10 protein-coding genes are annotated in these 16,046 nt (G+C 47.7%); 5 read left to right on the top strand and 5 right to left on the bottom strand.

Features of this window, described 5'->3' with window-relative positions:
• Positions 1 to 281 precede the first annotated feature (281 nt).
• Positions 282 to 1,715, top strand: coding sequence for an aspartate ammonia-lyase (locus tag OM416_RS17485; RefSeq protein ID WP_062832945.1), 1,434 nt, complete (start codon positions 282 to 284; stop codon positions 1,713 to 1,715).
• Positions 1,716 to 1,843: 128 nt separating this feature from the next.
• Here the strand turns inward: OM416_RS17485 and rpoN are convergent, their stop codons facing one another.
• Positions 1,844 to 3,148 (bottom strand): RNA polymerase factor sigma-54, encoded by a 1,305-nt coding sequence (gene rpoN / locus OM416_RS17480; protein ID WP_264931634.1) that lies wholly within the window; start codon positions 3,146 to 3,148, stop codon positions 1,844 to 1,846.
• 124 nt (positions 3,149 to 3,272) lie between these two features.
• Positions 3,273 to 4,820 carry an L-glutamate gamma-semialdehyde dehydrogenase gene (gene pruA / locus OM416_RS17475; RefSeq protein WP_264931632.1) on the bottom strand — a complete coding sequence of 516 codons (1,548 nt, stop codon included), beginning with the start codon at positions 4,818 to 4,820 and terminating at the stop codon, positions 3,273 to 3,275.
• Between the two features lie 284 nt (positions 4,821 to 5,104).
• Between pruA and OM416_RS17470 the strand changes: the two genes are divergently transcribed.
• The gene (locus tag OM416_RS17470) at positions 5,105 to 6,028 is read left to right on the top strand and encodes a proline dehydrogenase family protein (RefSeq protein ID WP_264931630.1); all 924 of its coding nucleotides are present in this window, start codon (positions 5,105 to 5,107) and stop codon (positions 6,026 to 6,028) included.
• Between the two features lie 227 nt (positions 6,029 to 6,255).
• On the opposite strand, the gene OM416_RS17465 is transcribed toward OM416_RS17470, so the two are convergent.
• On the bottom strand, positions 6,256 to 7,044 hold the full coding sequence (locus tag OM416_RS17465; protein WP_264931628.1) for a hypothetical protein: 789 nt from the start codon (positions 7,042 to 7,044) through the stop codon (positions 6,256 to 6,258).
• 430 nt (positions 7,045 to 7,474) lie between these two features.
• Here OM416_RS17465 and OM416_RS17460 point away from each other — a divergent pair, with 430 nt between their 5' ends.
• Both OM416_RS17460 and OM416_RS17455 read left to right on the top strand, forming a co-directional pair.
• Positions 7,475 to 9,175 (top strand): sigma-54 interaction domain-containing protein, encoded by a 1,701-nt coding sequence (locus tag OM416_RS17460; RefSeq protein ID WP_264931626.1) that lies wholly within the window; start codon positions 7,475 to 7,477, stop codon positions 9,173 to 9,175.
• 73 nt (positions 9,176 to 9,248) lie between these two features.
• The gene (locus tag OM416_RS17455) at positions 9,249 to 11,219 is read left to right on the top strand and encodes an AraC family transcriptional regulator (protein WP_264931624.1); all 1,971 of its coding nucleotides are present in this window, start codon (positions 9,249 to 9,251) and stop codon (positions 11,217 to 11,219) included.
• A gap of 187 nt (positions 11,220 to 11,406) precedes the next feature.
• Here the strand turns inward: OM416_RS17455 and OM416_RS17450 are convergent, their stop codons facing one another.
• The gene (locus OM416_RS17450; RefSeq protein ID WP_264931622.1) at positions 11,407 to 13,476 is read right to left on the bottom strand and encodes an ATP-binding protein; all 2,070 of its coding nucleotides are present in this window, start codon (positions 13,474 to 13,476) and stop codon (positions 11,407 to 11,409) included.
• Between the two features lie 374 nt (positions 13,477 to 13,850).
• Between OM416_RS17450 and OM416_RS17445 the strand changes: the two genes are divergently transcribed.
• Positions 13,851 to 14,138, top strand: a complete 288-nt coding sequence (locus tag OM416_RS17445) for a hypothetical protein (RefSeq protein ID WP_264931620.1) — start codon at positions 13,851 to 13,853, stop codon at positions 14,136 to 14,138.
• Between the two features lie 59 nt (positions 14,139 to 14,197).
• Here the strand turns inward: OM416_RS17445 and OM416_RS17440 are convergent, their stop codons facing one another.
• On the bottom strand, positions 14,198 to 15,868 hold the full coding sequence (locus OM416_RS17440; RefSeq protein ID WP_264931617.1) for a PucR family transcriptional regulator: 1,671 nt from the start codon (positions 15,866 to 15,868) through the stop codon (positions 14,198 to 14,200).
• Between the last annotated feature and the right edge of the window lie 178 nt (positions 15,869 to 16,046).

Here is a 16,046-nt window from a genome sequence, read left to right as displayed (position 1 = left end):
CCAAATATCATGTGACATACATCACTGAAAACGTTCTATCCACTCTCTGCTTATGGTTCATGCATGACTTCTCTACCAAGTAGTGCATAATGAATAAGACAAGCTTTTCAGCCCCCTTTAATGATTAACTACGTGTAAAACAAATCCCTAATTTAAATTAATATCGGCAAATCAGGCGAAATGATTTAGCTTGGCATCCATTTTGCTTAAATGATATACTGAGTGCGCTTCGGCAATGCCGGAGCTGACCTATTTATTGGATGCCACTGGAGGCGAACGAAATGTCTACTATGTCCACAAGGACGGAGAAAGATTTTATCGGTGAAAAAGAAATTCCGGCTTATGCCTATTACGGCATTCAGACGGTGCGGGCCGTGGAGAACTTCCCGATTACCGGCGTTCCGGTACACCGGGAGCTGATCACAGCTCTGGCTGCGGTGAAAAAAGCTGCGGCAATTACGAATATGGAACTGAAAATGCTACCAAGCAAAATTGGCGATGTCATCGTCATGGCTGCTGAAGAAATGATGAAAGGCCATCATCTGGATCATTTTATTGTGGACTCCATTCAGGGCGGTGCAGGCACCTCCATGAATATGAATATGAACGAAATTCTCGCCAATCGCGGACTTGAACTGTTATTGCAGAGCAAGGGAGATTACTTCCACTGCAATCCCAATAATCATGTGAACATGTCCCAATCCACCAATGACGTGGTGCCTACAGCACTGCGTATTGCCGCGTATCGACTGTCCGAGACGTTACTGGCTACGATGAAAAGGCTACAGGATGCGTTCCGTAAAAAAGAAGAGGAATTCAACGATGTGGTCAAAGTAGGCCGTACCCATCTTCAGGATGCCGTGCCTATTCGCCTTGGACAAGAATTCGGAGCATATGCCCGCGTCATCGGACGGGATATCGAGCGTCTTGAATTCGCCAATCGTCGCCTGCTTACGATTAACATGGGTGCAACTGCGGTAGGTACAGGGCTCAATGCGAAACCCGAATATATCGTCAAGGTTACGGAACACCTGTCTGATGTTACTGGACTACCACTACAGACAGCAGAAGATCTTGTGGATGCGACGCAGAACACGGATGCCTATCTGGAACTTTCAGCGGCGCTCAAGGTATGTGCGGTCAGCCTGTCCAAAATCTGTAATGATATTCGCATGATGGCTTCTGGTCCGCGTGCTGGATTCAATGAATTACGCTTGCCACCGCGTCAGCCAGGTTCCTCTATCATGCCAGGTAAAGTGAACCCGGTTATGGCAGAAGTCATTAACCAGGTATCCTTCCAGGTGATGGGGAACGACCATACAATCTGTATGGCGTGTGAAGCCGGTCAATTTGAGCTGAATGTTATGGGCCCAGTTATTGCGTTCAACTTGCTGCAATCGCTGAAAATCATGAATAACGGCATTGATGTCTTCACGCGTTATGCGGTGGAAGAGATGGAAGCCAACCGTGAGCGCTGCGAATTAATCATGAAGCAGAGCTTCAGTGTGGTTACGGCGTTGAACCCGCACTTAGGTTATAATGTGGCAGCTTCCATCGTGAAGGAAGCTCTCAAGACTGGACTTACCTTGCAGGAGATCATTCTGGAACGCGGACTGCTGACACCGGAAGAGCTGGAAGAAATTCTTCATCCAGAGCAGATGACCACGCCAGGTATTGCCGGAGAACACTTCCTGCGTAATATGGAACGCTTGTAGGAATCAGGAAATCCAATGCAGGAATGCAGAAGATCAAACACGAATAACATCACAAAAGAGCCCCCGCAAACCATTTCCGGTTTGCGGGGGCTCTTTTATTTGGAGATGATAAGACACCAGCTACTCCATTAAGCCCACCGTTTGCGCTCAAGGGAAGGCAGAATGTGAAGCTCCTCCCGGTACTTGGCGACTGTTCTGCGGGAGATGATAATCCCGTCTTCGGCGAGCAATGTCGCCAATTGACTGTCCGAGTGTGGCCGATGGGCCTGCTCCATGCGAATGATTTCTTTTAATCTCCGTTTTACTGCTGAGGCGGATGTTTTATTCCCTGATGTTGTACCAATTCCCGAGGCAAAAAAAGCTCTGAGTTCATATACACCATACGGGGTGTCTATATATTTACCGTTCACCGCACGGCTTACCGTTGATTCATGCATGCCAATCTTCTCTGCAATAATAGCCAGATTAAGCGGTTTTATCACGGATGGTCCGTTGAGTAAAAATTGCTTTTGCTCTTCCATCACGGCCGCCAGCACACGCATTAACGTCCTGCGCCGCAGGTGTACACTGCGAATGATAGCCCTCGCCGCTGCCGCTCGGGTAGACCAGATTTCGTCTGGAGTCTCATCTCTGATCCAGCGGAAACATGCTTCATTCATGGATACACGTGGGTTACCTGCCGCATGTAGACTGAAATGCACCTCACCGTTACGCAATCCGACAATAGCATCCGGGATAATGTAATGTGGTCGTTCCGTACATCCGATGGATCGGCAAGGCTTGGGGTCCAAACGTGTAATATAGTCATAGGCAGTCTGAGCTTCTCGTGAAGTTATACCTAATCGACTCCCTGTTCTACCTGGGTGAAAAGGAACCAGTGCTTCCAATCCCACTTCCACCATCCGCTCCGCATTCAGCGCAGCAGATGGATCACGCCTGATCTGGAGCAACAGACATTCCTGCAAATTCCGCGCTCCTACACCAGCGGGGTCCAGCGACTGGAGAAGCTCCAGTCCTCCTGCAACCTCGCTCATCGGTAGCCCCAGTACTGCTTGCACCTCTGCCAGTTCAACCGTCAGATATCCATCATCATTAATGCAGCCTGCCAAATATACTGCCATATTTTCCAATTCATTTGGAAGTGTCATCACTCGAATTTGTGCAATCAGCAATTGTTCCAATGTAGGTTCGGCACCTTTGGCCTGAAGTAACGGATCATAGGAAGCATATCTGCGCTGATCCATTCGCCGCGGAATTCGGGCGAGAGGCGCAGCTTGTTCTTCCAGTTCAAGCAAGGGATTTTCTTCCGCCGCATCCTGCAAATAACGATTGAGATCCTGACCAGACATCGTTAGCAAATGAAAGGATTGTTTCATCTCCGGCGTGATGGACAGCCGAATACGTTGTTCCTGTACCAACTGAACACCTAACATCCGTTTCCCTCCTTATGCGTTGCTGGGTAATAAGCATATCCGAACAAAAGCATTTGCAGGGATAATAGCATACTATTCAAGCGATTGTAAGCACTCTTTTAGTCGGATTCAAGGATAATCTGTCCTAGTATTTCTCCGATACGAGCTTCGCCTGTGTAAACAGCAGCAGATAATCTCTTCCACCTGCCTTGGAATCCGTGCCCGACATGTTGAATCCACCAAATGGATGCGTGCCCACCAGTGCTCCGGTACATTTTCGATTGAAGTACAGATTACCCGCGAAGTACTCGCCTCTTGCCTGTTCCAGATGTTTACGATTACGCGAGATCACCGCGCCAGTCAGGCCATAGTCCGTATTATTGGCGATATCCAGTGCGTCCTGGAAGGATTCTGCTTTGATAAACGCAAGCACTGGTCCAAAAATCTCGTCTTGCGCAATCCGGGCTTTCGGGTCCACATCCGCAATAATGGTTGGTTCAATGAAATACCCTTCAACGTTCCCTGTACCGCCACCATGCACAAGACGTCCCTCACTCTTGCCAATTTCAATATATTCCGTAATCTTCGCATATGCCTTGTCATCGATAACCGGCCCAACCTGACTGCCCACTTCAAGCGGACTGCCCATCGTCAGTTTCTGTGTCCGTTCAATCACTTTTTGCAACACTTCATCATATACATCCTTATGAATAATGGCACGGGAACACGCCGAACATTTCTGTCCTGAGAAACCAAATGCCGAAGCTGTAATGGACTCTGCCGCCAGTTCCAGATCACTGTCACTGTCTACAACGATGGAATCCTTGCCACCCATCTCTGCAATGACCCGCTTGATCCACTTCTGACCTGGGGCCGTACGTGCTGCACGTTCATTAATTCGCAGTCCTACATCTCTGGAACCGGTAAAGCTGATAAAACGGGTAAGCGCATGATCCACGAGATAATCGCCAACTTCACTGCCTGGTCCTGGTAAAAAGTTCACGACGCCATCTGGCAAGCCAACTTCTGCGAGCAGCTCCATGAATTTAGCCGCAATCACCGGCGTTGTGCTGGCAGGCTTCAAGACCACTGTGTTGCCAGATACCAGTGCAGCCGAAGTCATGCCTGCCATAATCGCCAGCGGGAAGTTCCAAGGTGGAATGACAACACCAACGCCCAGCGGAATATAGCTCAGTTCATTATCTTCTCCTGCAATCCGTACGAGGGGCTGCGGTTCACTCAGTCGCTGCATATCCCGTGCGTAGAATTCCATAAAATCAATGGCTTCTGCTGTATCCGCATCAGCTTCAGGCCAGGTCTTGCCCGCTTCATAGACCATCCATGCGGAGAACTCATGCTTGCGACGGCGCATAATGGCCGCTGCTTTGTACAGATAACGGGCCCGTTCATTCGGGTCGGTATGTTTCCAGGTCTGGAATGTCTCCGCTGCTGTCTGAATGGCCTTTTCGGCCAATTCCTGATCTGCCTGATGGATCGTTCCGACAACTTGATTCTTGGCTGCGGGGTTCACGGAAGTTAACGTGCGACTACTTGTTATTTTTTGACCCCCAATAATAATCGGGTATTCCCGCCCAAGTTCAGCTTCTACCTGACGAAGTGCGCCTTCGAATGCTTCCTGGTTCGCCGGGACCGCAAAGGGTGTGAATGGTTCGTTAACAAAAGGGATATTCATGAATGATTCCTCCTTCAGGATGTTAGGTTTCGCTGGCTGCTCGCCTGAATTAATTTGTATGGTACTCATCATCAAATATATGTAGCAAAATCCGTGCCAACTCCGGTTGGAATTGAAATATTTTTCTCGTTAAATTCAACTAAAGAAAATTCACACGGGCCACTCCGATGACAGAATAACCTTCCACTACAGCTTTCTTTCAAATAAAAATAGTAGACCACCGCCACATCTGGCACATATCTTGCTTGAATTAAGGATACAGAAGGAATAAGGAGGAAACGAAGATGAGCGTGGGAACGGAAATATATCGCAAAACCTTATTAACCGTGGCAGGCAACAAAGCTGTAGAGAACCTGTCCATTAGATATGGTAAGAAGCTGGCAGGCAAATTTATTGCAGGAAACACCTTGGAAGAAGCTCTCGAAGAGATCCGCATACTCAACAACAAAGGCATTATGGCTACGCTCGATCATCTTGGCGAAGGCATCACCCGCCTGAGCGAAGCGGCATTATACAGAGATGAGTATGTACGACTGGTAGAAGGCATTGCACGTGAGAAGGCAGATTCCAACGTCTCGCTGAAACCAACCCAGATGGGCCTCGCACTCGACCCGGACGAGGGCTATCGAAATATCCGTACCGTTGCTTCACAAGCCAAATTGCATGATCTTTTTGTCCGAATTGATATGGAGGATAGTCCATTTACTCAAGCGACGCTGGACATCGTGCGAAGACTGCACTCGGAAGGACTGCATAATACAGGCACAGTATTGCAGGCCTACCTGCATCGCACCGAAGAAGATACACGTGATATGATTCGGGAAGGCATTCGGCTTCGGCTGGTTAAAGGTGCTTACAAAGAACCCGGATCAGTCGCCTATCAGAATACTTCTGAAGTCATTCATCAATTCAAAACGATGATTCGTAACCACCTCGATCAGGGTGTGTACACTGCGGTTGCCTCGCATGATGATCACATCATTAACTGGACGAAACAATACGCCAAGGATCGGGGAATCTCGCCGGATGCCTTTGAATTTCAGATGTTATATGGTCTGCGCATGAGCGAACAGGAACGTCTCGCCAAAGAAGGCTATCGCATTCGCTGTTACGTACCTTATGGCACCATGTGGTATCCGTACTATACCCGCCGTTTGGCCGAAAAACCGGCTAATCTCTGGATGGTCGTTAAGAATATGTTCCGCTAGTTACCTCAGCTGAATCAATATATAAATGAACAAAGACAAAATAAAAACCATGCTGCCTCTTTCTTTCGGGGCACATGGTTTTTTCTGTACGACCACCTTACCAGAGCATTCAACTTTTCTTTTTCTTCGGTTCTTCTCTTAATGTCTAAAAAATTAGCATCCTCAATTTTAAATGTCTATTTTTCTAGACACACCCATTTTTTAATATAATTTCAACCTTGAAAAGTTTAACTACTTAATTGTTGAATGAGGATAGAGGCATTGGCATTGATCTGTGTTCCGCCTACCAGGGTTTGCAGATCAACTTCTGATGCACTGGAATGATTCCGTAATGTCAGTACATCACTTGATGCAGCAGTGATAATGACCATTCCCGGATTGGGTTGGGTACCAGCACCACTACCATAGACACTGCCCCCTACAGGGGCTCCGTTTTGATAAAGGGTGAATTGGTTCGCCTGTACACCTGCAACGATGAAAAATACCGCGTAGTCCCCGGCATTGCCAATAATAATCTCAGCGGTATTAGGTGTATGAGTAATATTTGTAAGATTTTGGTTACTGTCAAAGGTTATGTCTGCTTCGGTAGCAACAGTCTGAGCTGATGTATTAAAAATATATGCATATGAGGATAAACCTTTTCCCGTTGTACTCTGTGTCTCTCCCAACAACTCCTGAGATACCAATCGGTGAGCTGCGACTAACTCGTCTTCAGTACCTTTGCCCCATATGGATATTTGGGCTTCCTCAGTAGCCGTGTCTGAGGTTGAAAATACAAACTCGAAAGCGTCAAAATTCCCATCATAATCTTTGGTTATGACCTGATTAGGTGATACATTGAGCAGTTCTTCTACATATAATGTTCTGACTCCATTAAGGTAATAGCCCCGAAGAAGCACCGTGAACATCTCTGTCTCATTCCGGTTATCAATTTTGACCGTAACGGATTGAGTAGGTCGGATACCCGTTATCCCTGAAATATTATTCTCTATGGGGCCAGTTGATAGAATAGCCATTTCATCACCCTCCTTTAATTGAATTCATTCAGTCCTTCTTATAGTATTATTCAGAAGATTTTTAATGGTGTGGACAAATTGAGGGGGCAGTCCATAGAATCACTTAACCTTTAAAAATAACCTTTCATCCCGAATTAAATGTTATGTTTAATGACTCACACCTGACTCAAATTCCCACTAACTTAATATTTTTCAGCAACTAAACCCAAATAATAAAATTGAAAGCGTATTATATATACACAAAACAAATTAAACTACTTTTTTTGATCGCGTTATGTATGCTTCATGTCAAAAAATCTATACACAGTTCATTTTGAAAGCTATAATATGGATAACTATCTTCACTCAAATATTTCCAATTACTCAAATCACAAGAATTCCTTGTAACAGGTATAGTTCTGAACGTTATACCCCAACTGAGGTGATGCCGATGAAACATTTACTTCCTGATTTAATGTCTTTATTGCGTACGGATATGGGTACTCTGGATACAGGTCTCTCCACGCCCACCATTCCATCAACAACATCTCTGGTAGATACCATCTCCTTATTCGACACATCTTCCTATCTGTTCATTCAGGATGATGGACCCCTATTGGGATATATCGTCGTATCCGATGTCTTGTATGCGATGATACATGCACATCGGCTGATGGAAGCCTATTTTGAGACCACATTGGAAACAACCGGTTCTGCCTTGACCTTGATCAATGAAGAAGCCAAGGTGGCCTACTGGACATCTGGTGCGGAGCATGTATTTTCAATTAGCAAAAATGATATTATAGGACAGCCTGCCGCAGACTTTTTTCCGCCTGATCGCCTCCAGTCCCTCAAGACGTTATATACCGGAGAAACGGTCTACCGCAAACAGCATCAGCCGAGACCAGATCTGTTCGCTCTGATCAATGCCCGCCCGGTTCAGCTGGATGGACGCATTGTGGGCGCAGTAGCTGCGGAAGTAGATATCACAACCGAAATCCGATTACATCAGGAACTATTACATATGACATCCAAAGTCCAACATCTGGAGAAAGCTGTTGCCAGACTCCGTCCTGACACTGATCCATTTGCTCGTATCAAAGGTAGCAGCCCGGTCATTCGCCAGTGTCTGGATACCATCCGCAAGATCAGCACCACCCCAGCAACCGTACTCATCCTCGGAGAGAGTGGCACCGGAAAGGAGTTATTCGCCAAAGCCATTCATGATCTTCGTGAATTGCAGACTGCACCATTTATCGCCATCAACTGTGGGGCAATCCCCGCTTCCTTGTTCGAAAGTGAGTTATTCGGCTATGAGAAGGGCGCCTTCTCCGGAGCTGATCCCAAAGGCAAAAAGGGCAAGATTGAGCTTGCCGAAGGGGGTACCCTTTTTCTGGATGAGATCGGTGAGATGCCATTGGAACTGCAAGTGAAGCTGCTTCGGGTATTGCAGGAGAAGAGTTACTTTCCTGTGGGAGGAACGCGTATGAAACAGGCCGACTGCCGGATTATCGCCGCAACCAACCAGAACCTGCTCAGCATGATTGCCCGCAATCAATTCCGCGAAGATCTGTATTATCGACTTAACGTCATTAATCTCATCATTCCTCCCCTGCGCATGCGCAAGGAAGATATATATGAATTAACCCAGACGTTCCTGCAAGAGTTCTCATTGCTCTATAATCGTCATATTGAGCTGGTTCCACCTGAGGTGTTCAAGTTGCTGTTCCAGTATGATTGGCCAGGCAACGTTCGTGAATTAAGAAATGTAATAGAACGTCTGACCATTCTGACGACAGATGGTGAGGTCAAGCCGGAATACCTGCCCGATACCCTTATCTCCCTGATCGCCCAAGAACAGTCCGAAGTGCAGCTGACATCGGAAATTCATCCACATGCCAACAGTGAACATGAGCAACGTCAGCATTTGGCGGCAAAGGGACAAGAAGCTCGAACTGCTGCCAGTGTGCATAATCCCGATGATTCCAAACTCGTCTCCAAGGATACCTATCAGCAAAAATTGGACACCTATGAGGCGAAACTTCTACTTCAATATCTGGAGTACGCAGGTGGCAACAAACGAACACTCGCGAAGCAACTCGGCATCTCCAGGGCAACGCTCTATAATCGCATGAAGAGGCTTGGTCTATGACCAGCCTCTTCTTGTCGTTATAATGAATGAAACGAAATATCGTTAGCTTCAATAAGAAGGTGAGTTGCAAAGGATGGATATCCCGAATCACATGTTGTTATGGAATCACGCTTATTGCAAAATGTATGATGTCCGCCGCGTGATGTTCAAACCAGGGCAGTCCGTACGTTCTTACGCTGTGCCTGCCAGCCTCCTGATCCTGTCGGTCCGCGGAAGCGCACAGATCATGCTGAATGAAACAGCACACAGTGCCCGACGATTCCAGGTATTCCATACCGGTAAAGGCAGCAACCTTACGATAGAGCCCGGACCGGAAGGCTACGAATATTATGCCGTTTATTATAAAGCAACACTGCCATCAGGCATAAGTCAGACACTCAAGGAAGTTGCCAGTCAGCTGCGCCCTTTCGACACCACATATAGCCTGCTTCCTTCCGATCCTGTCATGCTGTATCGCTTGTTCACCGACATGTACAAGGAATGGGAGAAGACAGATCCCGTTGCACCATTGCGTGCCAAAAGCCTGATGCTGCAATTGATCAGCGAGTTGTTGAATCAGATACAGACACAGGGCACGCGTTCACACAAGCGTGATCTAGCGGCACAGATCATTACGATCATTCAAACACGATACGCAGATGCGATAACGCTGGAATCACTCTCCGAGAGTCTGAACTACAGCGTCGCACACCTGTCTTCCTATTTCAAAAGCCGGACAGGCCTTAGTCCCATTGATTATCTCATTAAAGTCAGGATCGACAAGGCCGCAGCGCTACTGCTAGAGACAGATGCCACGTTAAAAGAAATCGCAGCCAGCATCGGGTATCAGGACCCTTTTTATCTGGGAAGGTTGTTCAAAAAATATAAAGGTGTCTCTCCCTCTCATTATCGGGCACAACAGGCAAAGCGTCCCGGACTGGAAGATTGTCCTTCTACAACCATGAGATTATCCATTGGCCCTCCCAAACCGCTCCGTTATACTGGTATAGATGATAATGATTATCAACCAGATCGTGATGGAGAGGACGAAATCAACATGTATAGCGGGTCAAGACCATCGACAGCCGTCGTATTATTATTCAGTCTCATGTTGCTGCTCAGCGCTTGCGGAACAGGAACTGTAGGGAACAACTCTTCTGCTGCAAACGAAAACGGAACTGCATCGAAGAGCACCAATCAAGAACAAGCTGCAGGTTCATCAACGTCCGAACAGCCACAGACCAAAACCGTATCCACCGTTACCGGAGACGTCGAAGTGCCCATACAGCCGAAACGGATTGTAGCCGGTGAATATCTGGGTAGCTTGATTGCTTTGGGGATAACCCCTGTCGGAACGTCCAGTCACCATATTATTAATCCTTACTTAAACGATGTGCTGAAGGATGTTGAAGATCTGGGGGATGGAAACGGCAATCTGGAGAAAATTGCTGCCATGGAGCCGGATCTCATCATTATGGACGACACGTATACCGAGATGAATGAGCAACTCGTTAAGATTGCTCCCACCGTCATCGTACCGTATGCTTCGTTCAAAAGTGTGCATGAGGAGATCACTTATTTTGGAGAACTATTAGGCAAAGAAACGGAAGCAGCATCCTGGCTTGCCGAGTACGACCGTCGTACAGCTGCCGCCAAAGAAAAAGTACTGAACGTTATTCCAGCAGACAGCACATTCTCCATATTGGAGTATATGGGTAAAGATATCTCAACCGTTGGTGCCAACTATGGCAAAGGCGGTCAACCGATATATAACGTGCTCGGCTTCAAACCTCCAGTAGCAGTCATGGCCGAGTTACAAGATCCAGGCTGGGCAAGTCTCTCGGCTGAGGTGCTGCCAAAATATGCCGGAGATTATATCATCCTGACTACGGATAACCAAACGATGGACACCCTGAAAGCAGACCCGATCTGGGGTGGTTTGGACGCTGTCAAAAATGATCATGTATACATCTGGGGAGCGGATCGTTCCTGGTATTGGGACCCCATCGCTATTCTCACACAAACGGAAGAACTGGCAGATTGGTTAGTGCAAACCAAGCAATAGTTGTTGGGCTGCATCATCAAGTTCCAACTGAATAAGAGCCCCTCATAAACCGGACACCAAAAACACGCAGTAGCGGATTAAACCACCCGCCACTGCGTGTTTTTGGTTGTAACATATTGAACCACTAATAGGCCGTACCATCGGTCCTGTTCCAATGAACTCATTCCCCTGTACTGTGCCTTTCTGGTTACAAAATCCGTGCCAATCGAGTCAGCGCTGTTCTGAGATGGCGATAGAATGTCGCCCGACTCATGGAACATGTCTGAGCTGCGGCAGTTGGATTGCCAGCATGCGTCCAGTAGGCCGCGTATAACAGCATCTGATCCTGAGGGGATAGGCCATGCACTCTGCCTTCCAACAAATCCATGATATACAGCTGTAATTGGATACCATCCCTTAAAGCTGTAACCCTGCCAGCATATTCATGCAATTCTCCCGGAGAACGAAGGTATCCCAGCATCTTGCGAACATCCTGTTCAGTCCAGACTACACCATTCGCTTCTGTTGTTCCCGGCTGTACCCGATTCTCTTGCGATTCCGGATCAAGCAGCGACATGACCCATGCTCCGAATTGCCCACTACGCAAATCCAAATCAAGTATGTCCGCCCGGTCCTCAAATCTGTCACAGACACGGGTACGCGTTCCTCGCATCTGGAAGCCAATGCTCTGCAGGAATAGCTTCAGGTCAGAATTCGTTGCAACCAGCATCGCTCGCGCACCATCGCCCAGCAGAGAGAGTCGATCCAGTGCCATGTATCCCACCAGTTCTTCTCGTGTGTAACCAGGCACGTCATCTCTTGCCGCAGCCAGCAAAGCAAAGTGCGTATCACTCTGATCCGGATCATTACCCAGCTCCTCCGGTGCGAAGCATTCATACATCTCATTTGGAAAATATTTCAGGAGCAGTTCGCTACTATCTCTATGTACAAGTACGGTAATGAACATGGCGATCGTCTCCCCAAGCTTGTCACGCATCAATACGATCCCTTCGGGATATCGTTGTGCCAGTTCATCCAGGAAGGAGCCATAGGACACGGCCTGCCATGGCTCCACACTATACTCGCACCATTGCTGTAACAAGCCGTGCAGAGCAGGCAGATCCTCTCTTCTCATCGTTTCGAGAGGCGTAAACAAGGAATCACGAGATACATCCGCGTACTTGCGGTGTTGAAGCATGGATTCCTGACAGAGCAGCAGCATCTTCCGGGCGATCTGACGGCGCTCATGAGACCCAGCCTGTTCATGCAGCAGTTTCAGCAACTTCGCGATTCGGATACGCATCGTCTGCAACCGATGCGGCTCACGTTGGCGAAAATCCCGCAGCAGATGCAACCTGCCCATGTCATGCAGAGCAAGACCATCCGGGCCGGAACGGATAAACGACATCTGTCTCAGCATGTGGTAATCTTCTTGGGTCACAGTCATATCCAGTACAGATGATAACAATTCCTGATTTGCTGTCCCAAGCAAGGTTAACACCTCCACCATGGGATGCAGACGGGGAATCGTCAGTTCCAACAGCAATCGGGCACTGATCATATGCGACAGCTCAGCCCATTCGGCATGGGGAAGATTGCGCCTCTGATCCGCAGCTTCCACAGCAAGGGCCAGACCCAACGGATGCCCATCGGTCATCCTCGTAATGGTGCCTGCCATGCCCTGATTCAAGGAACCTGCAACGGAGATATACTCCGAAATCTCTTCTACTGTAAAATGTTGAAGCCGCATCTGTACAAACCGCCGATGCAATCGGGGATGTGTCCGCCAGGCGGATGCCATTTCCTGGCGTGATGCAAGAATGACAAGTATTCCTCTTAACGGAAGTTTGGATATGAAGACTTCCATAAACCAGCTTTCCAGCAGAGCGAGTTCTTCATAATTATCCACTGCCAGCACCAATCGTTTGTCGACCGAAGTGTCCTTCAGTAAGCTCAGTGGTCTCGGGTACCCTTCACTATCCAGTGTCTCCAGCCCCAAAGTCGAGGACAAATAATCCATAAAAACGGAAGGGGTCGCTCCGCATGATCGGCCGTCCATCCATATTGCCGTTGCACCTTGATCCCGAGATATGGATAGCATTTCTGAAAGCAAGGAAGATTTACCGATGCCTCCCATGCCCGTAATTGAAAATATGGTTAAAGGGGCTTCCGGATGTTCGAACCACTGCTCCAGTGTCGTCAGTTCCTTGGCTCGACCAACGAAACGTTTGCCATCCTTAACATATTTGTCGTATTGAGCCTCACTACTATTTCCCATATATGTCCTCCGTACTAGATACTGGTACTTTTAATATATTTTTTGAATCAACTTCATAACTCAGTAAACTATCAATAAGGTATTATGAAATTGATTCTATTTTCTCACAAAATTGAGACTATATTGAGACGCGCAGTTGCGTCTGAAGTGATAGAATCTTGTTAAAAGCCAATTTATAGTAAATATTCAAAACAGCGGACATGGAAACGTTTTTACACGATATACATAGACGCCTCTGTGCTACTTCTTAACACAATGGATCATTCCGCCGATCAAGCACAGCCAACATGTACATGAGCATTTACCGATCTCGAATTCATGCTTCCCTTTCAAACCCTACTACCAGCCCGATATTCCAGGAAAGGCGGATTTGTGTGAGAATAAACCTCGATATCTGTAATCTGAGCGGACAACTCGGAATCAATCCCAAGCGACTTAATGAATGGCTGCACCAAAGTGGTATTTCAATGGCTGCCCATGAGGCAGAACCGGAAGAACGTCCCGACCGGTCATCACCCCCATATCGACTGGCTGCTCCTACCTCTCTATCTCTGGCACCATCCTCCGGTGAAACGAAACTTTATCGGGGGCGACGCTCCACTCCCACCCTGAAACACCTGACCGCTTCATTACATATTCGGAGGATCAGTAAAAACTGTTAGACTGTGCAGGAGGTCGTGTAAGACCGATGCACAGTCTGTCTTGTATCCCCTTCATCTCATCAAGAGGATTGCCACTGTCCATTCTCGATCATTGCGTGCGCGAGCAGCGCCATCTCCAGACAGATTCTTCTCCCTTGATCCATGTAATCAGGCCCCATCAGTTCTTCCAGCTTCTCCAGTCTGTTGTACAACGTTTGCCGATGAACAAATAACTGCGCCGCTGCATCCCGTTTGGAACCAAAGTTCTGCAGGTAAGCATCCAACGTCTCTACCAATCGCAGATGATGCGTTTGGTCATGTTCTATCAGCACACCCAGGTGATCCTGGACAAAAGGTTGCAGGAAGGATTGGGGTAACGCTTTTAACATTTGATATATACCCATACGTTCGTAAAAGTGGACATGTTCCATCTGATCTACCGATCTCGAAACTTCGATCACCTGATAGGCCTCTTGCAGACTCTCCGGCAGGCTGGTCAAACGACTGCGTAACTTGCCAAATCCGGCATAGATCATAACCTGCTTCAAGTTACGGCTCGCAAACCGCTTCACGTCCAGAGCGATTCCTTCCAGCAATCGTAGCAGCTGATGACGTGTAGCAGCCGAGACCGCTTCCTTCGCACAGCACAGATACACCTGATTGTTCTTCAGCATGATCAGGCTCGGCAGATTGTTCTTCTTGAGCAGGGAACGAAGCAGAACAAGAATATCCTGATGATTCGCTTCCATCCGCTCCCGGCCTGTACCCTTCAACCGATGCTCAATCTCTATGACCCCTCCCGCAAACCAGTACTGTCCCTTCACCAGCAAACGAAGTCCCATTCGGGTCTGGGCTTTTTCCTCCAGATGAATGTTGCCATTCATTAAATCCTGGATCAGCTCGTTCTGGTTGCGGACCATCTTCTCTTCTAGAAACTGGGAACGAAGCGTGAGCGCCGCCGCCGCTTTCGCCGTATAGTCGAGTAGTAGTTTAAGATACTCCACTGGAACAGACGGATGCACAATCATGCCTACAGCAGAAAATACTTGGCCGAAACAGACGACCGGATGGCAAAGCAGAACTTTCTCTTCATCCATATGGAACCATAATTCAGTATCCGAATCATTCAGATCGAGGTGCTCTACCTCCTGTTCATACCAGGTATAGATGGCCTGTTCCATCTCCGAAGCAAGTTCGGGCACAAAACTCCCCGGCTCCATGGACGAGATGTACACCACCGGTTTTGCAGCGTACTCATGCAGCAGGTTCAGCACAGCAGACATATCCGTACTCTGTAATGTTCGCTGCTGAAGCTGACGGGAGTAAGCCTCCAGACTTTTCAGCAGTTGGTGCTGATGATTAATGAGCAGAGAGTGAATATCCTGTGTGATCTCGACAAAACGAACCGGTTGTTCAAATACGATCAGCGGGAACTGGTGACTGTCCGCCAGCTCAATCAGCTCTTCCGGGATTCCGTATATGCTGGTACCAAATTCCACACATAGTCCCGCTGCCTCACTGCCAATCAGCTGAAGCAGATACTCTTCGCGCCCTTCTTCCGATTGAAGCCACAGTCCGGTGGATAAAATAAGATCATGGGGGCTTACGAATGGAGATACATTCGTAATCTCCAATACATGAACCCAGCCAACCTGACGGTTCACTCCATCCTTCCCTGCCGCAAGTCTTGCCCGGCCAAATACCGGACGTGCAAGGATATCTTTGATCGTAAACACGCGGTCATTTTGCAATGGCGATCCCTCTTCGTGTTATTTTTTCTTACATTACAATCCATGGACAAATGTCCTGAACAGTCTTTTTCGACAATATGTTGAGTTGGTCCCCTAAAAATTAGACATGAGGTAAGGTGCAAAACGATTATGCAAGTCATAAACTTGTAGTATAAGCTAACAACCAATAAATGGACGA

The organism is Paenibacillus sp. LS1 (assembly GCF_026013365.1).
Taxonomy (GTDB): domain Bacteria; phylum Bacillota; class Bacilli; order Paenibacillales; family Paenibacillaceae; genus Paenibacillus.
Note: the sequence above shows the minus strand (reverse complement) of the source record. Positions and strands in the feature narration are given on the sequence as shown.